Genomic DNA, 16671 nt, shown 5'->3' on the forward strand with positions numbered 1-16671 from the left:
CGACGGCGTCGCCGCCGACCATGGGCAGGCCCTTGTAGGTGCGCTCGTAGGCGACGTAGAACATGTCGCCGGCGCCGGGGGTGACCGCTCGGCGGTTGTAGGCCTCGTCGGGGCCTCTGCTGAGGTTGTCGAGCTGGCTGGAGACCGCCTTGTCGGCGACCGCCGCGGCGAGCGAGGCGGGGTCTGCCGCGGCTCGCGTGGAGCTGCCGGGGTCTTGTGCGGGGGTGGCTCCGGGCGGGGCGGCGCTGGCGGGGAGCGTCAGGGTCGCGGCCGTGGCCAGGCCGGCGACCGCCGCGAGTAAGGCTTTGGGTTTCACGCTGTGGTGCTCCTTTCGGCGGGCTCCCTTCGGGCCGTTGCCGCCTTTGGGCGTGCGCGGGTCACCACGCGGTCAGGGGTGTCCTGGATCGCGCGGAGGTGAAGGGGGTCGGGGGGGTGATAAAGGGTGACGGATACAGCAAGTGGACCGTTTCGCCTTGTTGCCGCCAGACGCTAAGCGTTGGTTGACTGCTCGAAAATACGTATGTTCATCGGTAGGCATACCGACATTTCTGTTACCGCTGGTCACACCCCTCCACATGCGGAAAACGGCCGTAATGCCCGACAATCGGGCAGGGAAAGTCCGGCATTCCGGGCCCGTGGAAGGTGGTATCGGTCGGCGGCGACCGGCTCAGCGACGCCCGTTAGAGGCGGCGACGTCACCGCTATTCGGCGGGACCGGAACCTGCCTCAGCGCGTCCACCAACGTCCCCGCAACCTTCGTCTAACCGGCACCGGACGGAAACCTCACGCCCAGGATGCATTCGGCACGGCCGCGGTGTTCACGACGGTTCCGGGTCGAGACAGCTTCCGCTCTCATGGACCCGGTCCTTCGGCGGGGGCTCGACGGACACGTCGTTCCCCCAGTCGGTGAAGTCGATCTCGGTCACGGCGCTCCTGGGCACACCCTCCTCGGGCGAGGGGGTGGCCGTGACGAGACGGACCCGGCGGGGAAGCCGGTCCGGCCCGACCCACAACTGCCACGAGACCCGTACCGAACGGGACTGCTCCCGCAGTTGTGCCGCCATGACGGGGTCGTCGCCGCTCTGGTCCGGGATGCTGAACTCGGTCTGCGCGGCGCTGCCGGAATGGACGACGGTGGTGACCGCGTCGATGACCCCGGCGGAGGAGGGCGCGGGCGCCGCGAGCTGCTCCAGCACCTTGGGGGACAGGACCGCGCGTGCGTCGAGCGCTCCGGCGGCGCGCGCCGCCATCCCGCACTCGGGGCTGCTGTGGTGCAGCCAGGTCTTGCCGGCGGGAACGTCCCTCCGGTCGGCTCGCTGCTCGTAGGTGCCGGAGTCGCCGATCGAGATCGCCCTGGTCGTCATGGAGGACAGATCATCCGGGATGACGTTCTTCAGGTCCTCGGGGATGTTGGTCCGGTGGAAGGTCGTGGTCAGATCGGAGGCGGCCGCACCGAGGCGCAGGATCCCGGTGGTCCGGCTCTCGCTGTATTCGCCGATGTTGACCGGCACGATGTCGTCGTCCTCCGCCGGAGGGGTGGGTATCGCCTCGCCGTAGTCCAGCCGGACGACCTTGGTGACCTTGACTCCGGCTCCGTCCTTCGCCTGCTGGGCCACCGCCTCGGCGGGCGTCCGGGCCGCCGCCGCGTCCTGTCCGCCGCATCCGGCCGTCAGGGTGAGCACGAGCAGGGTCGGCGCGATCCTCGGTAAAGGCACCCGGTGATCATAATGGCGACGGGCGCGACCCCGCCCTTCAGGATCGTGTGCGGCCAGGCAACCTGATCGCGCCGGCACCGCGTCAGTAGGTGTGTGCCAGACAGGAAGCTCTTTCACAACTTCGTGGCCTCGCGGTCCGACCGGTTACTGCGGATGGCGTACCTGCTGACCCGCGACTGGGGAACGGCCGAGGACCTGCTCCAGGAATGCCTGGCCAAGGCGTGGTTCGCCTGGCCGCGCATCGAGGAGCCCGAGGCGTACGTGCGGCGGGTGCTCGTGACGACCTACACCTCGTGGTGGCGGCGCCGATGGCGGGGCGAGGTGCCGAGCGGCGCGCTGCCCGACGAGGGGGTGGCCGATGCCGAGCGGACCGGGCGGGAGGAGCTGTGGGACGCGGTGGGAAGGCTGCCCGCCAAGCAGCGCGCGGTGATCGTGCTGCGGTTCTACGAGGACCTGTCGGTGCAGGAGGTGGCCAGGATCCTCGGCTGCCATGACGGCACGGTCAAGAGCCAGACCGCCAAGGCGCTGGCCAAGCTGCGCGTGGACGAGTCGATCGTGAAGGAGTACCGATGAGCGTGCAGGACCTGCGTGAGATGTTGCGGGAGCGAGCCGAGGGGCCCGCGCCCGCGACCCCGGACCGCCACGAGCTCATCCGCCGCCGCGTGCGCCGCACCTGGCGGCGCAGGGGCCTGGCGTCCGCCGCCGCGACGGTGGCCGCGGGCGCGGTCGTGCTCTCCCTGCTCCTCCCTGGGGGTGCCGTGACGCGGCACGAGCCGGCGACCTCGGCCGACGCCGTCGCCCCGGCCCGCGAGCTGCCGGAACGGTTCACCGCCGACGACGGCACCGCCTACCGGCGGCTGGCGACGGCGACGGTCAGGACGGAGGGCACACGGAAGGCGTCGGTCACCATCCCGGTCACCGGCAGGCCGCTGGACGTGGCCGCGCGGTGCGACGGCTCGTTCGGCGCCACGGCGCCGAGGATCTCCGTGGCGGGTGGCGCCTCCGGGGCCTCCCCGTCCTTCTCCCCCTGTCTGAAGGGCATGGAGCTGGTCCCGTTGCTGGTGCCCGCCGGGGCCGGCCCGGTCACGGTGACGTTCGACACGACCACCAGGGGCGGAGGGTGTACGCGGCAGGAGAAGGGGGCGCCGTGCGTGACCCCGAAGCCCGTCAAGGCGGTCTGGAGCCTGGCCGTCTACGAATGGACCCCTCCCGCGCGGCCGGTCGATCCCGAACCGCTCAAGGCCTTCCCCGGACGGCTGGCGAGCTGGGAGCTGGCCGGCGCGACGCAGGACCGGATCTGGCCGCAGGACAGGACGGACACGGTCACGGTCCGGGGCGACGGCGGCAAGATCGGCATCGAGGCGCTCTGCACCGGTGACCTGGCCAGGCGGATGTGGTTCACGTACCGGGTCGAGGGCGGCGACGAGATGACGGCCACCTGCGGCCAGTGGAAGAGCGGCCCGTACCCGATGGCGATGACCGAGCTCGCCGTGCCGAAGGGCAAGCGGGTCACCGTCACCGTCCGGGCGGGCATCTGGGGCCAGGACACCAATCGCCCGGTCCGCTGGGCCATGGCCGTCTACCGCAAGCGCACCTGATCGCCGCCAGGTCCGCACCGCACCGCAGCCGCCCAGGACGGCCGGCAGCAGGACGGCGACGAAGGCCGTCGAGATCTTCACCATGTGCCCCTCCTCGGTCGGGCGGGCCCGCCTTCGGCCTCGCTCGGCCGGCCGTGGTGCGGGGCGGGCGCGTCGCCGAAGAGGTCCTCGTGCATCAGGTACGACGCAGACGAACTCTCTGCCCCCCAGATCAACCCGGCGACTGCGACGGGCCGAGATTGTTGAAGAAGCACGCGTCGGAGATCTCGGTCAGGTGCCCGAGTTTGTCCTTCGTCACCGCCTGCCGATACGTGTCGACATCGTCGGCGCGAAGCGCCTTGAGTGCCTTCTTGGCGGTGTCGACGTCGTTCTGCAACGCGGCCTTGAGCGCCGGGCGGACCGCCTTGGCCAGATTGGCCTGCTGCAGGTCGACGATCTCGTTGAGGAGGTTCTCGGTCGGCGGAAGCGGCACCGTGCCGCTGACCGGGACCAGGGTCCACTTCTCCATGACGTCGGTCTGGTTCTCGCACCCCGGCGGCATCCCCTCGCCCTTCTCGCCGGACTGCTCGGCGGCGGACGCCGTCCGCTCCGCCGCGCCGGACGACCCTGCCTGCGGGGTCTGACCGCCACCTCCCGAGGTGGCCACGACGACGACGACCGCGGCGATCGCCACGACGAGCCCGGCGCCGCCCGCGATGAGCAGCTTGCGGTTCCGCGGCCCGCCGGGGCCGGGCCGTGACGGGTCGTGGAAGACGGGCGTCTGCTCCAGCAACGTGGGCCGCGGCGGAGGCGGGACGTTCTCGGTGCGGGCCGACGCGCCGGCCGGGGCGAACGGCGACGCCGGCACACGAGGCTGCCCGAGGGCGTCGATCATGGCCAGGGCCTGGGCGGCGGTGGGACGGTTGGCCGGGGCCTTGTCCAGCAGCCGGGTGATCAGCGTCCCGAGCCCGCCGGCGGCGCGGGGCACGGGCGCCTCCCCCAGCAGCACAGCGGTGAGCGTCTCCGTCGGAGTGTCCCGGTGGAACGGGGACACCCCCTCCAACGCCTGGTACAGCGTCACGCCGAGCGAGTACAGGTCGCCCGCGCCGCCGCTGTCCACGCCGTTGAACCGTTCCGGCGCGATGTACTCCAGCGAGCCCATCAGCCCGCCGCTCTTGGTGAGGGCGGTGTCGCCCTGTTGCACGGCGATGCCGAAGTCGGTGAGGAGCACGCGGCCGTCCCGGGCGATCAGCACGTTCGCCGGTTTCACGTCCCGGTGCACGATGCCGGACGCGTGTGCCGTGCTCAGCGCCTCCAGCAGCCCCTTGGCGGCCGACGTGACGGCGGCGGGGGCCATGGGGCCGTCACGGGCGATCAGATCGGCGAGGGTGCCGCCGTCGACGAGTTCCATGACGATCCACGGCGCCTGATCCTCGATCACCACGTCGTGGACGGTGACGATGTGCGGATGCGAGCGCAGCCGGGCGGCGTTGCGCGCCTCACGCTCGGCGCGGCGCAGCCGCTGCGCGTGCTCCTCGTCGGAGGTGGCCGACGGGAGCCAGACCTCCTTCACCGCCACGGACACGTCGAGGGACTCGTCGTGAGCCTTCCAGACGCGTCCGAAGCCCCCGCCTCCCAGAACGGACTCCAGCCGGTACCGTCCGCCGATCACACGTCCTGGTTGCGTCTGCGCGGCCACCATGCTCCCTCGTCGATGATCAAGTTGTGGCAGCCTATCCATGCGTGCTCGCGCGTATCTGCCGAATGTCCAGACTCGTGATCCATATGCGCGCTCCCGGAGCGGCAGGGTGCCCGCGGGGGCGGGTGCCCGCGGGCGCTGGCTATCCTGTGGCAGGTCGAGCCGGGCACGGCTCCCCCACCACGAGCCCACCGGAAGGCGACGACCGACCGTGACAGCCCCCCAGCGCCGCAGCGCCTGGCCGGCCACGACGGTGGCGGCGCACGCGGTCCCGGCCCTCCTGACGGTGATCATCCTGGCGGGCGCCCGGCACCTGGGCGCGGCCTGGTGGCAGGTCCTCGCCGCGGCGGGCGCCGCCGTGCTGCTCCATGCGGGAGCGGTGGTGGCCGCTCGACGGCCGTGGACGGGGTACGCGATCGGCGCGCTGGCCATGCTCGTCCTGGTGCTGACGCCCTTCCCGGGATGGTCGCTGACCTTGCTGCCCTCGGCGGTGTGCTTCCCCCTGGCGTTGTGGCGGCTGACCGGCCTGGTCCCGGTCAGGTCCTCGGTGCCGGCGCTGGCGGTCGCCGCGCTCGGGATCGTCCTGACCGAGCTGGTGGGGTGGGCCCGGCTGCCCGCCGACCCCGTGTGGAGCCGCCTGGTCGAGGGCGGGCTGCTGATGCTCGTGGTCGGCGGTGTGTGGCTCGCGGCCCTGCTGGTACGGCGCAGGCGGGAGGCCGCCCGCCGGGCCGAGGGCGAACGGCTGGCCGCGGCGATCGCCGACGAACGGGCCGGCATCCGCCGCGACCTGCACGACGTGATCGCCCACACGGTCACCGTCATGGTCGCGCGAATCGAGGCCGCGGCGGTGACGACGTCGGATGCGGCGACCCGGCGCGAACTCGGCGACATCGCCGAGACCGGCCGGGACGCCCACCAGGGGCTGCGCGCGATGCTGGCCACCCTGGGCCCGGCCAGCGGGCGCGCGACCACGGTGGCGCCGGGCACCGGTTCCCGGTCCGGTCAGGTCCCGATCTCGCTCGACGTCCTGCCCGACCTCGTCGCCTCGGCGGCGAGCCCGCTGCACGCGGTGACCTTCGCCGAGGCGGGCGAGCGACGACCGCTGAGCCTCAGTGCCGAGGTCGCGGCGGTCCGGACCGTGCAGGAGGGCATCACCAACGCGCTGCGCCACCTCGAACCGCCGGTCGCGGTGAGCGTCGACCTGCGCTGGAGCCCGGCCGAGATGGTGGTGGAGGTCCGCGACGACGGCGGCAGCGCGCTTCGCGGCGGCGGCGGCCAGGGGACCGGCTTGATGGGGATCGAGGAACGGGTGCGTACCGCGGGCGGCACACTGTCGATCGACGACGGGGACGACGGATGGGTGCTGCGGGCGCGGCTGCCCACGAAGGAGGGGGCATGAGCGCGATCCGGGTCATGCTCGTCGACGACCAGGAGCTGCTGCGCGCCTCGCTGCGCACGGTGCTGTCGGCCGACGAACGTATCGAGGTCACCCACGACGTCGCCGACGGCGGCGCGGCGGTCGAGGTCGTCCGGCGGCACCGCCTCGACGTGGTGCTGATGGACATCCGCATGCCGCGCATGGACGGCGTCGCCGCCACGGCGGAGATCGTGCGGATCGCTCCGGCGACCCGGGTGCTCATGCTGACGACGTTCGACGACGACGAACTGGTCGTGGCGGCCGTCCGGGCCGGCGCCAGCGGCTATCTGACCAAGGACGTCCGGCCCGCCGCCCTGGCCCAGGCGGTGTGCGACGTCGCGTCCGGCACGTCGGCGCTGGCCCCGGGGGTGGCCGCGACGATCCTCGATCTCGTCCGGCAGACGCCGGTGCGCAGGACGGCGGCCCTGGACGGCCTCACCCCACGCGAGGTCGAGATCTTCGGCCTGCTCGCCCGCGGCAGGTCCAACGCCGAGATCCGCGCGGAGCTGGTGCTGAGCGAGAACACCGTGAAGTCGCACGTCCGGGCCGTCCTGCAGAAGCTGGGCCTGCGCGACCGCGTGCACGCGGTGATCCACGCCTACGAGAACGGGCTCGTGGGCCGCGACGATCTGCCCGCCTGAGATCCCGTCCCCAGGGGTGCTGGAGGCGGTCGCGTTCGGTCGCCGACTCCGGTGCTTCCGCCGTGACGGGAGGAAGCGCGTCCAGCCCACCGGCGCGGCCCTGACGGAACGTACCGGCGGGTAGGGGCGGGACGGCGGCCGCGCGGTGTCAGGGCCGGTATCCGATGTGGCGCAACAGATTCCGCAGCCGTTGCTCGATCTGTACGGCGGTCACATCGTCGGCATGCTGGAGCAGGACGGATCCGATCGAGCTGGCCAGGACGTCCTGGATGACGCCCGGGTCGGTGCCCGCCGGAAGATGACCGGCCTCGACGGCCTGCTGCGCGACGTGGGCCACGGCGTTGAGCCGTGGCCGCAGGTAGCGCTCGGTGTAGGCGGCCACCAGCTTCGGGTGGTCGACCGAGGCGCCGATGACGCGGGCCATCAGCGCGCGGAAGCGGGGACGGCTGAGAAGCTCGGCGACGGACGAGATCAGCTCGTCGATCGACTGCCCGGCGGGGGCGGCGTCCATGTCAGGGGCACGGGCGTGCTCCAGGGCGGCCATCAGGAGGTCCTCCTTGACTCGCCAGCGCCGGTAGACGGTCAGTTTCGCCACCCCGGCGCGTTGGGCGACCGCTTCCATGCTGGTACCCGCCGCGCCGCGTTCGATCAGCAGGTCCAGCGCCGCGTCGAGGATGGCGGCGTCGTTCTCCGGATCGCGTGGACGGCCGTGGCGTTCTACGCCGGCCACAGCACCTGGTTCAGCCATGCGGTCAGTCTGTCGGGTGCCGGATGGTCACGCCAACCGATGTGCCCGTCAGGGCGGATCAGCGTCACGTCGGGCGAGCCGGGCTCGACCGGCGTGAGCGCGACGATCAGGTCGGCGCCCAGTTGCGCCGCGGCGGCCTCGGCGTGGCGGGCGGCGACGTGCTGATCAGCGGCGAGCACGACCCAGCGTCCGCCGACGGCGGCGTGCAGGGTGGTGCTGCCGCCGTCGGGACGCCGGCAGGTGAGGTCGGGCATCCGGTCGCCGGGACGCAGTCCGGGCATCCACCGGTGGACGGCCGAGGCCAGCGGTCCGCCTCGGTAGCTGATGCCGAGCTGGGAGGCGGCCAGCCACAGCCGGCGCTGCACCGCGGGCAGCCGGACGACCGGCAGGACGACGTTGTCGCGCAGCAGGCGTTTCCAGGGGGCGTGCGGCAACATGATGTCCACGGCGGTGCTGGTGGCGCGCAGGACCTTGCGGGCCAGCGGCCGTCGTTCGCCTTCGTAGGTGTCGAGCAGCCGCTGGTCGGCGCGGCCGCGGGCGACCAGCACCAGCTTCCAGGCCAGGTTCTCCGCGTCGCCCAGCCCGGTGTTCTGTCCCTGGCCGCCGGTGGGGCTCTGGATGTGCGCCGCGTCGCCGGCCAGGAGGATCCGGCCGCGCCGGTAGGCGTCGGCCAGCCGGCGGTGGATGCGGAACTCCGAGGCCCAGCGGACGTCCGTGACCGTGTCGAGGCCGATCCCGCTGCGGCGGGAGAACTCGCCCAGCACCCGGTCGCCGATCTCGCGTTCGGACAGCTGGTCGGGCAGCTGCGGCGGTGGTTCGGTGAACACCCGCCAGGTGTCGTCGGGCAGCGCGGTGACCGACAGCATGTGACCGGCCTCCATCCAGGTCGTGCTGCCGTTCCTGTCCAGCGGCCACTGGGCCCGCACGTCGACCATCAGCAGGCGTTCGAGGAGCTTGCGGCCGGGGAAGCCGATGCCGGCGAGCTTGCGTACGGTGCTGTGCGCGCCGTCACAGCCGATCAGCCAGTCGGTCTCGATGCGGCGCTCGGCGCCGTCGGCCGTCTGGACGGTGGCGGTGACGCCGGTGTCGTCCTGCCGGGCCGCGGCCAGCCGGGTGTCCCACTCCACATGGCCGCCCAGTTCGGCCAGACGTTGCCGCAGCGCGCTCTCGACCTCGGCCTGCGAGATCAGCAGGGTCTGTTTCGGCTGGTCGGCGACGGCTTGGCCGACGTGAAGGCGCAGCACGGTGCGCGTGCCCTCGTTGTAGGACATGTTGAGCGAGGACCGGGAGCGCTGGGGCAGGTCGCCGAGCGCGCCGATACGTTCCAGGACCTCGATGCCGCGTGGTTGCAGGCCGAGGGCGCGGGAGGTGGTGGCGGGGGCGGGGGCGGCGTCGATGACGCGGACGGGGATGTCGTGTAACGCCAGGTGGACGGCCAGGGCCAGCCCGGTGGGGCCGGCGCCCACGATGAGTACGGTGTCAGTCACTTAGTAAACGATACGGTACCGATTACTAAGTCCGGAAGGGGGCCCACGGGTAGGGAAGTGTGGTGGGGAACCACGGGGGCGACCACTGCGGGGAGCTCCCCTTACGCTCGCCGGCCGGTGCCCGGCCCTCGTCACGGGCACCGGCCAAGGGCTCGATTACGGAAGGTCCCCCGCATCGTCGACGATGCCGACGGACACCCGGGCCCTGGAGGTGATCACTTCGCCCTCGGGCAACCCGCTGTAGTACGGGTCGGGCGACTTGGCGCCGCCGACGTAGATTCGGCGTGCCCCGAGCAGGTCGAAGGTGTTCGGATCGATGATGACTTCCTGGCGGACCCCGTCGTCGTCGCGCGTGTAGATCGCCACGCCCTGTCGGCCCAGCAGGTCGCGCACCGTCTCCACGCCGACGTCGTCCAGCCGGGAGAGGACGGTGTAGAGGGCGGCCCGCAGGCGAGCCGCCGGTGCGCCTTCCTCCAGGATGCTCAGGATCTGATGGGACACCGCCCGCGCCTGCGGCAGATCGATCTCACTCGTGTCCTTCCTCAGGCGTTCGGCCAGGGCGGACGGCTCCAGCGGGAGCGAGCGCAGATAGGCGGGGTCGAACCGCAGACGGGGATCCGCGCCGCCTCGGCGGCGCTTGATCGTGTCGCTGTTCTCGTCCCGCATGGCCCTTTCCTCGCCGTCCCCCCGCGTCCATCTCTCGACGGTCTCCCGCGAGCGGGTCCGGCCTGCGCCGGCCGGTGGCGCGGTGGCTTTGGCCATCAGCCTGGGCGAGGTGTAGCTGTCCCATTTGACGTAGACCCACTGGTCGGCTCGCGGGTAGACGTCCGGCTGGCCGGCCGCCGCCGCCGTCGCGTGCCTGGCCAGGGTCTCCGCGTTCGCCACCGGCAGCCATGCCGGGGCGCCGGTGGCCTCCGTCCCCGGGCCATCCGTGCCGAGGCTCTGCACCACCGTGACGCCTGCCGCGATCGTGGCGCCGAACGCGCCTACGGCCGCCACGCGCAGCACCATGCGCCGGACCCGGCGGGCCGGCGGCTCCGGAGCCAGCGCGGCCATCATCCGCCGCCGGGCGTGACACAGATCGCCCGCTTCGCTCTGCCGCACCTCGGACCGCAGGTCGCGGACCATGTCCAGATCGTTCATCAGACCTCCTCGATCACGTCGGTGGGGTTGCTGCCGCCCAGTGCGTGCGCGATCTTGCGGCGGGCGCGGGACAGCCGGGACCGCACGGTGCCGACGGGCACGTTCAGCGCCTGCGCCGTCTCCTCGTAGCTGAGGTCGCCCCAGGAGACCAGCAGCAGGACGTCGCGCTCGCCCTTGCCCAGCCCGGCCAGCGCGGCCGCCAGCGGTCTGCGGGTCTCCGAGGCGGAGACGCGGGCGACCACCCGCTCGTCGAAGGCGACCGCCACGGGGTCCTCCCCGGTTCGGGCCAGCGCGCGATATCCGCGGATCTCCGCCCTTCGATGGGTGCCGATGATGTTCGTGGCGATGCCGTACAGCCACGGCAGGGCGTCCTGGCGATCCAGGGCGTACTTGTGCCGCTTCTCGAACGCCCTGGTGAACGTCTCGGCCACCACGTCCTCGGCCTGATCGGGACCGAGACGCCGGACGACGTAGCGATGCAGGACGGCGGCGTGCCGCTCGAACAACTCGGCGAAACGCTCCGGCTCGATCAGCGACGCTTCGATGACCGCCGAGTCCGGCGCGGGCGCTTCGAGGGCTGTCGAGACCGTCGGCTGGACCGGTGCTGACACGTCCGCCCGAAGCGGCGCTCGCGCGTCCGCCGGAGGACCTGCCAGGACGGGTTCATCGTGTGGAAGGGATGTCACGACGGTACTTATCCGCATGCGGGAGAAAGGTTCCATCCAGGATCTCGTCGGGACCGCCGGCCCGGATGACGGGGTGCGGTCACTGCTGCCGGTGGATCAGGTCGCCACCCAGCCGGGTGAGCTGGTGGATGACCATGTTGGCGTGCCGGGTGCTGGTGATGAGCCCGGCCCGCTGCAGCACCTGGGCGTGCGCGCTGGCCGACGACAGCGAGGCGCCGGTCCTGCGGGCGAGTTCGCTGGTGGTGCAGCCGGTGGTGGCGGCGATGCAGCGCAGGACGCGGGCCCGGGTGGCGCCGAGCAGGTCGGGCAGCGCGTCGTCGGGTTCGGGTTCGGGGGCGGGCGTCTCGTGCTGGATGGGGAACACCAGGACGGGCGGCAGGCTGGTGTCGGCCATCGCGACCGGGGTGAAGCGCCCGAAGTAGGAGGGGATGAGCGTCAGGCCGCGGCCTTGCAGGTGGATCTCGTACCGGCCGGTGGCGTAGTCGGCCTCCAGCACCGGCGGCCGCCACCGCATCGACGGCCCGAGGGCGGCGAGCATCGCATCCACGCCCTGGTCGGTGAGCAGGCGGGTCAGCCTGGCGCGCTCACGTCCCAGGGCGTCCTCCATCGTGGTGCGGCGGGAGCCGAAGGCGACCTGGCAGTACCGCTCGCTCAGCCGGGCCAGGCCGCGGACGGAGCGCCGGTTGCCGCGGGCCAGGTCGTCCAGCGTCGCGGGCACGGGCACGTGCGGGCGCAACCGGTCGACCTCGTGCCGCACCCGCGCCGACGGGGTGTCGGCCAGGACGTCCAGGCCCTGCCGGAACCCGCTCATCGACTCGTACGGGGTCAGGAAGTCGGGGAAGTACGCCTTGATCGGCACCAGCGGCACCAGCCGCTCCCGCACCGGCTTGAGCAACCCCGCGTCGGCCAAGTCCGTGCGGGCCTGCCGCCGCCAGCCGGACAGCGCCCTCGCCCCGCCTGGACGTTGCAGGATGTGCAGGCTGAGCGCCATTTCCCACATCATGTCCACCCGGCCGGCGATACGCACGCGGGCCAGGTCCTCGCCGGTGAAGATGATCCGCAAGGTCCCCTTGATCATGATCGCATCCTCGGCCGCCAAGATCACAGACAGATCAAAACCTGATCGACGGTGGCCGTTGACCCGCCGGGCGGCGACGGGGCCGGACGGCCGCACGCTCGGCCCGCTGCGGCAGGACTCCGCCTAGCCTCTGCCGCTCGGGAGAAACACGCATCGGACTGACGAGAGGTGACGGCATGACCAGGACAACGCTCGAACTGGCCACGATCGGGCTGCTGACCGCAACCGGACTCGCCCTGGCCGCCGGCCCGGCAGCCGCCAAGGAGGACTACTGGCCGGGCACCGGCGGCTGAACGCCGAGCCGGGTTCCCGGCCTGGAGCTTCGAGCAGGGCCAGGCGCCGCCTGACGGCCCGCCGATTTGTGCGAACTATCACATTGATCACGAGTCGCGTGTAGCAGAAGTGAGCCAGTGGTACTCAAGATCACAACACTGAGCAACCGAAGGGATCTTCGTGCGAGCACGCAAGCTGGCGACCCTCCTGGCGGGCGCGGCCCTGACCGCCGCGACCACGCTGGCGGCGACCGCCGCCCCGGCCGGCGCGGCCGGCCCCTGCGGCAGCGGCTACACCCGGGTCGGCGTCTACAACATCGGCATCGAGAAGTACGGGTACCGTACCGGCATCCTGGAGGTGTACTACAGCTCCGGCACCGGCAAGAACTGCGCACTCACCTATGGCGACGGCCCCTACGCCAACACCACGAGCTGGAAGGGCGTCGTGATCTCCAGGGGCGACGGCAGCGGCAAGGACAGCGACGCCGGAAACTACCAGTACTACGCCGGCCCCGTGTACGTCTCGGCGGCCGGGCAGTGCATCGACGTCGAGGGCATCTCACCGTCGTGGACGAGCGTCAAGCTCGACAACGTGCACTGCGGCTGAGACCGTCCCGACCGGCTGAGCCCGTACCCCAGGGTCGAGGGCACTGGCGTACACCACGGGCTCCGACGGCTCAGTGCGTCATCACTGACGTCCGCGTCGATGACGCACTGAGCGTCGAACCGCACGACCGGAAGCCCGCCCCTGCGGCGGGCCTCCCTCGTCGCGCCGGCTGCACGGCGAGTCAGTCCAGCGACGTCTCACCGACCGCCGCGAGCAGCAGAACGGGGAACTCCGGATCGGCCTGACCGACGGCGAGCGCGACCCATCGGTCGGTGTCCGGGCGCCGCCAGACCAGCATGGTGTCGGTGAGCTGGCCGAGCTCGTCCAGCGGCGCGGGTGCCGGGTCCTCGGTCTCCGCACGGCGCCAGAGATCGACCACCCGGGGAGCGCCCCAGCGCCTGGTCAGGGCGGTCACCAGTTCCTGGAGGGCGGCGTCGATCTCCGCCTGGGCCGCCTCGACGACCTCCTCGCCGCGGTCGTCCCAGAAGTCCCGGCTGGCCACCAGATAGCACACGTGGTGGTCCGGCCCGCTGGAACGATATCCCTCCCACACGTCCGGCGAGGCGCTCTCCCGTTCCTCCGTCTGCGGGAAAGGGCGGGCCAGAAGGGCGTCCAGGGCGGCGAGTCGATCTTGCAGAGCCATCCCACGAGGATAGAAGCCGGCGCCCGTCCCCGCCGGACGAGCATCGAACCATGGATGATTACCGCACCCAGTACTCGACCGTGTGCTTCTTGCTGAGGGAGAAGGCCGCCCAGTACAGGGAGTGCCCGGCGTTGCCGATGCGGACGATGCCGTACTTGCCGCTGCAGGGCCACGTGCCGGACGTGGCGATCTTCTCGCCGCCGCCCCAGCGGCGCAGGAACCACAGGTCGACCTTGATGCGCGTGTCGTTGCCCCGGCACCTGGGACGTGACCTGGGTGTGCGCGGCCGGAGCGGCGATGGCGGGAGCGGCCGTCAGCAGGCGTCCGGGGAGCCGTTCAGGAGGGCTTCTCCGAGCGGCGTCAGGGTGTGCAGGACCGAGCTGCCCGTGCGGACGGTCGAGATGAGTCCGGCGTTGCGCAGGACCGTGGTGTGCTGGCTGGCGGAGCCGAGGGAGACACCGACGCGTTCGGCCACGAACGTGGTGGTGGCCGGGCTGCGCAACGTGCCCAGCACCGCCGCACGGGTACGGCCCAGCAGGGGCACGAGCACGTCGTCCGCGCCGGCGGACCGGCCCGTGGCGCAGATCGGATACACCAGCACCGTGGCCGCGTCCGGCCGGTACATCACCATCGGCCGGGGCGCGAAGTAGGACGGGATCAGCAGCAGCCCCCGCCCGCACAGCGCGACGTCGTGCTCGCCGTCGATCGGGATGTGCAGGGTCGGCGGCCGCCAGCGGCACCCGGGATGCAGCGTGGCCAGCAGGGCGTCCACCCCGCCGCGCAGCAGGGTCTCGGCGCGCAGGGCACGGTCGGCGCCGGCCTCGGCCTGGATCTGCGACCACAGAGGCTCCACCGACGAGCCGAAGTAGCCGCGCAGGTCGTCGGCGAGGGTCTGGCGCGCCCCGCGGCTGCCCTCGGCCAGGTCCCGCGCCCAGCGCCCGGCCCGCTGGGCGGGCGACAACGCGCCCAGATCGACCGCCAGATAGGAGCTCGGCGTCCGACTGGCCAGCTCGACACCGGCGGCGAAGTCACCGGCGTCCGGCTGGAGCAGGAACGCCGGCACCGAACTCCTCGGCGGAACCAAGGGAGCCAGCACCCCCGCCCGCTCGGCCAGGCTCCCTCCCATCTGCCGGAACAACCGGCGCGCTCCGGGCCGCGTCCAGCTCCTGCTCGTCGGCGCGCCGAGCAGGAGGCGCACACTCAGCACCGTCTCCCACAGAGCATTGGGAGCCGGCGCGAACGTGATCTTGCGCAGGTCGGCGTCGGAGAAGTGCACACGGATCATGACGATGGATTCTCACCGAGCCGGCTCCCTCCAGCCAAGAAGAACGCCTCCCCGGCGGGCGCGTAGACGTCAGACCGGCTCGCCGTCCGGCGGGAACCATGCCTGCAGGGTCGCCGGGTCGATCGGCGCCGAGACGTGCTCATGCGTGATCAGCCAGCCCTGTTCCGTGCGCCGGAGACCGAGGGACGACCTGACCCAGATCGAGGTCCGCAGGCCGTTCCCGCGCCTCCCGCTGTCCAGATGGAGCATGTGCGCGAACGCGGCCTCCCCGCCCGCCGCGACCACCAGCTCGCGCGTCTCCAACGCGATCGGGCCGTCGTACTCGTCGAACCAGCGGACGAAGTTGCCGCGAACCTCATCCAGCCCGGCGAATCTCATCGGCGGAACGACGTCGTAGTAGACGACGTCGGGAGCGTAGAGCCGCAGCAACCGATCGACGTCCTTCACCTGGCAGGCTTCGGCCCGGACTTCCAGCAGCGCCCTGATCTCGAACTCGCTCGACATCATCGCCGCCCGGCCTTGAGCGCGGCCGCCGTCTCGGCGACGCGGCGGGCCTGGTGGCCGGCCGCCTGCAGGGTCACCTCGGCGGGCGGACCGTCGCCGGCCACGCGCGAGGCGCCGTAGGGGTTGCCGGACCTGAACTGGACGGGGTCGGTGTAACCCGGCGGCACGATGATGCCGACGCAGGACCAGGACGCCGCTCTGACCCGCCCGCGCCCGATCGAGCAGCCGCGCGACCTCGGCCAGCTCCTCATCCCGCCCCCCAGACCCGAGGTGCCACCGGCCAAGCGACGGAGAGCAGTGCTCTTGACGCGGAGCACCTGTCCGCGAGAGCATTGCTCTCATAACGGAGCGACGCCCGCAACGTCCTCCGGCCGGGACTCTCGACCACGTCAACCCTGGGGAAGCTCATGAAGCTCGCACCTCACCTCCACCGCCTCGGTAACGATGTCGTGGCCTGCTACCTCGTCGACACCGACGAAGGCATCACCCTGATCGACGCGGGACTGCCCGGCCACTGGCAGGACCTGCAGGCCGAACTCCGCACGCTGGGCAAGACGGTCGACGACATCCGCGGACTCGTGCTGACCCACGGCGACTCCGACCACATCGGCTTCGCCGAACTCCTGCGCAGCGAACACGGCGTCCCCGTGTTCGTGCACGCCGGCGACGCCGTCCGCACCCGCACCGGGGAGAAGCCCAAAACCGCGCCGGGCCCCATGCGCCTCGGCCCGACCCTCGGCTTCTTCGCCTACTCCATCCGCAAGAACGGCCTGCGCACCCGCTACGTCAGCGAAGTCACCGAGATCGCCGACGGCGACGTCCTGGACCTGCCCGGAAAGCCGGTCATCGTGGGCATGCCGGGACACTCACCGGGCAGCGTCGCGGTGCACGTGCCCGTCGCCGACGCGATCTTCGTCGGCGACGCCCTGACCACCCGGCACGTCCTCACCGGACGCTCAGGCCCGCAGCCCGCCCCCTTCACCGACGACCCCGCCACCGCCCTGTCCTCCCTGGACCGCCTCGCCGGCCTGTCCGCCTCCTGGGTGCTCCCCGGCCACGGCGCCCCCTGGCGCACCTCCCCTGCCCAGGTGAGCGAGGCCGTCAGAAACGGCTGAACACGCGACAGTGACGCACGTCACCCTGGTCAATCCGCACCTGCAACAACGCCC

17 protein-coding genes and 1 pseudogene are annotated in these 16671 nt (G+C 72.0%); 6 read left to right on the forward strand and 12 right to left on the reverse strand.

Translation table 11 applies throughout. The features are described from left to right. Window positions 1-316, reverse strand: a pseudogene (locus ABZ459_RS47970) (hypothetical protein); the annotation flags it as partial. A 502-nt stretch (window positions 317-818) separates the two neighbouring features. Further along, window positions 819-1715 carry a hypothetical protein gene (locus ABZ459_RS47975; protein WP_357986582.1) on the reverse strand — a complete coding sequence of 299 codons (897 nt, stop codon included), beginning with the start codon at window positions 1713-1715 and terminating at the stop codon, window positions 819-821. Window positions 1716-1808: 93 nt separating this feature from the next. On the opposite strand from ABZ459_RS47975, the gene ABZ459_RS47980 reads away from it, so the two are divergent. Then, the gene (locus tag ABZ459_RS47980; protein WP_357986585.1) at window positions 1809-2288 is read left to right on the forward strand and encodes a SigE family RNA polymerase sigma factor; all 480 of its coding nucleotides are present in this window, start codon (window positions 1809-1811) and stop codon (window positions 2286-2288) included. Beyond that, entirely contained in the window at window positions 2285-3313 is a 1029-nt protein-coding gene (locus tag ABZ459_RS47985) for a hypothetical protein (RefSeq protein WP_357986588.1), read from the forward strand. Before ABZ459_RS47980 ends, ABZ459_RS47985 begins: the two co-directional genes overlap by 4 nt. A gap of 211 nt (window positions 3314-3524) precedes the next feature. On the opposite strand, the gene ABZ459_RS47990 is transcribed toward ABZ459_RS47985, so the two are convergent. After that, a complete protein-coding gene (locus ABZ459_RS47990; RefSeq protein ID WP_357986591.1) occupies window positions 3525-4994 on the reverse strand; it encodes a serine/threonine-protein kinase in 1470 nt (489 codons plus the stop codon). Window positions 4995-5202: 208 nt separating this feature from the next. Here ABZ459_RS47990 and ABZ459_RS47995 point away from each other — a divergent pair, with 208 nt between their 5' ends. Together ABZ459_RS47995 and ABZ459_RS48000 are read left to right on the forward strand one after the other, a co-directional pair. Then, the gene (locus ABZ459_RS47995; RefSeq protein WP_357986594.1) at window positions 5203-6390 is read left to right on the forward strand and encodes a histidine kinase; all 1188 of its coding nucleotides are present in this window, start codon (window positions 5203-5205) and stop codon (window positions 6388-6390) included. After that, window positions 6387-7049 (forward strand): response regulator transcription factor, encoded by a 663-nt coding sequence (locus ABZ459_RS48000; RefSeq protein WP_357986597.1) that lies wholly within the window; start codon window positions 6387-6389, stop codon window positions 7047-7049. Before ABZ459_RS47995 ends, ABZ459_RS48000 begins: the two co-directional genes overlap by 4 nt. Before the next feature lie 148 nt (window positions 7050-7197). Here ABZ459_RS48000 and ABZ459_RS48005 read toward each other — a convergent pair whose 3' ends face one another. The 5 genes from ABZ459_RS48005 to ABZ459_RS48025 form a co-directional block, all read right to left on the reverse strand. Further along, the gene (locus ABZ459_RS48005) at window positions 7198-7797 is read right to left on the reverse strand and encodes a TetR/AcrR family transcriptional regulator (protein WP_357986599.1); all 600 of its coding nucleotides are present in this window, start codon (window positions 7795-7797) and stop codon (window positions 7198-7200) included. After that, the gene (locus ABZ459_RS48010) at window positions 7767-9284 is read right to left on the reverse strand and encodes an FAD-dependent oxidoreductase (protein ID WP_357986601.1); all 1518 of its coding nucleotides are present in this window, start codon (window positions 9282-9284) and stop codon (window positions 7767-7769) included. Before ABZ459_RS48010 ends, ABZ459_RS48005 begins: the two co-directional genes overlap by 31 nt. A 156-nt stretch (window positions 9285-9440) precedes the next feature. Beyond that, window positions 9441-10427 carry a CU044_5270 family protein gene (locus ABZ459_RS48015; protein ID WP_357986604.1) on the reverse strand — a complete coding sequence of 329 codons (987 nt, stop codon included), beginning with the start codon at window positions 10425-10427 and terminating at the stop codon, window positions 9441-9443. Beyond that, window positions 10427-11038, reverse strand: a complete 612-nt coding sequence (locus ABZ459_RS48020) for an RNA polymerase sigma factor (protein ID WP_357986607.1) — start codon at window positions 11036-11038, stop codon at window positions 10427-10429. The genes ABZ459_RS48015 and ABZ459_RS48020 overlap by 1 nt, the downstream gene beginning before the upstream one ends. Window positions 11039-11192: 154 nt before the next feature. Continuing rightward, window positions 11193-12191 (reverse strand): helix-turn-helix domain-containing protein, encoded by a 999-nt coding sequence (locus ABZ459_RS48025; protein WP_357986609.1) that lies wholly within the window; start codon window positions 12189-12191, stop codon window positions 11193-11195. 453 nt (window positions 12192-12644) lie between these two features. Between ABZ459_RS48025 and ABZ459_RS48030 the strand changes: the two genes are divergently transcribed. Beyond that, window positions 12645-13070 (forward strand): spore-associated protein A, encoded by a 426-nt coding sequence (locus ABZ459_RS48030; RefSeq protein ID WP_357986612.1) that lies wholly within the window; start codon window positions 12645-12647, stop codon window positions 13068-13070. A gap of 181 nt (window positions 13071-13251) precedes the next feature. On the opposite strand, the gene ABZ459_RS48035 is transcribed toward ABZ459_RS48030, so the two are convergent. The 4 genes from ABZ459_RS48035 to ABZ459_RS48050 form a co-directional block, all read right to left on the reverse strand. Beyond that, window positions 13252-13713 (reverse strand): hypothetical protein, encoded by a 462-nt coding sequence (locus ABZ459_RS48035; RefSeq protein ID WP_357986615.1) that lies wholly within the window; start codon window positions 13711-13713, stop codon window positions 13252-13254. A 313-nt stretch (window positions 13714-14026) separates the two neighbouring features. Then, a complete protein-coding gene (locus ABZ459_RS48040; protein ID WP_357986618.1) occupies window positions 14027-14998 on the reverse strand; it encodes a winged helix-turn-helix domain-containing protein in 972 nt (323 codons plus the stop codon). A 69-nt stretch (window positions 14999-15067) separates the two neighbouring features. Continuing rightward, on the reverse strand, window positions 15068-15505 hold the full coding sequence (locus tag ABZ459_RS48045) for a nuclear transport factor 2 family protein (protein ID WP_357986621.1): 438 nt from the start codon (window positions 15503-15505) through the stop codon (window positions 15068-15070). Next, window positions 15502-15753: a hypothetical protein gene (locus tag ABZ459_RS48050; protein ID WP_357986623.1), complete on the reverse strand. Its 252-nt coding sequence runs from the start codon at window positions 15751-15753 to the stop codon at window positions 15502-15504. Before ABZ459_RS48050 ends, ABZ459_RS48045 begins: the two co-directional genes overlap by 4 nt. Before the next feature lie 156 nt (window positions 15754-15909). Here ABZ459_RS48050 and ABZ459_RS48055 point away from each other — a divergent pair, with 156 nt between their 5' ends. Further along, window positions 15910-16617 (forward strand): MBL fold metallo-hydrolase, encoded by a 708-nt coding sequence (locus ABZ459_RS48055; RefSeq protein WP_357986625.1) that lies wholly within the window; start codon window positions 15910-15912, stop codon window positions 16615-16617. The last annotated feature ends 54 nt before the right edge of the window (window positions 16618-16671 follow it).

Origin of the sequence: Nonomuraea sp. NPDC005692, from assembly GCF_040631115.1 — a bacterium.
Lineage (GTDB): Bacteria > Actinomycetota > Actinomycetes > Streptosporangiales > Streptosporangiaceae > Nonomuraea.

Bases quoted from the DNA above. Each gene is read 5' to 3' on its own strand.
- ABZ459_RS47985 (WP_357986588.1), top strand. From the start codon at position 2,285: ATGAGCGTGCAGGACCTGCGTGAGATGTTGCGGGAGCGAGCCGAGGGG.
- ABZ459_RS47990 (WP_357986591.1), bottom strand. From the start codon at position 4,994: ATGGTGGCCGCGCAGACGCAACCAGGACGTGTGATCGGCGGACGGTAC.
- ABZ459_RS48035 (WP_357986615.1), bottom strand. From the start codon at position 13,713: ATGGCTCTGCAAGATCGACTCGCCGCCCTGGACGCCCTTCTGGCCCGC.
- ABZ459_RS48055 (WP_357986625.1), top strand. From the start codon at position 15,910: ATGAAGCTCGCACCTCACCTCCACCGCCTCGGTAACGATGTCGTGGCC.
- ABZ459_RS48005 (WP_357986599.1), bottom strand. From the start codon at position 7,797: ATGGCTGAACCAGGTGCTGTGGCCGGCGTAGAACGCCACGGCCGTCCA.
- ABZ459_RS48000 (WP_357986597.1), top strand. From the start codon at position 6,387: ATGAGCGCGATCCGGGTCATGCTCGTCGACGACCAGGAGCTGCTGCGC.
- ABZ459_RS48025 (WP_357986609.1), bottom strand. From the start codon at position 12,191: ATGATCAAGGGGACCTTGCGGATCATCTTCACCGGCGAGGACCTGGCC.
- ABZ459_RS48040 (WP_357986618.1), bottom strand. From the start codon at position 14,998: ATGATCCGTGTGCACTTCTCCGACGCCGACCTGCGCAAGATCACGTTC.
- ABZ459_RS48045 (WP_357986621.1), bottom strand. From the start codon at position 15,505: ATGATGTCGAGCGAGTTCGAGATCAGGGCGCTGCTGGAAGTCCGGGCC.
- ABZ459_RS48050 (WP_357986623.1), bottom strand. From the start codon at position 15,753: ATGAGGAGCTGGCCGAGGTCGCGCGGCTGCTCGATCGGGCGCGGGCGG.
- ABZ459_RS48015 (WP_357986604.1), bottom strand. From the start codon at position 10,427: ATGAACGATCTGGACATGGTCCGCGACCTGCGGTCCGAGGTGCGGCAG.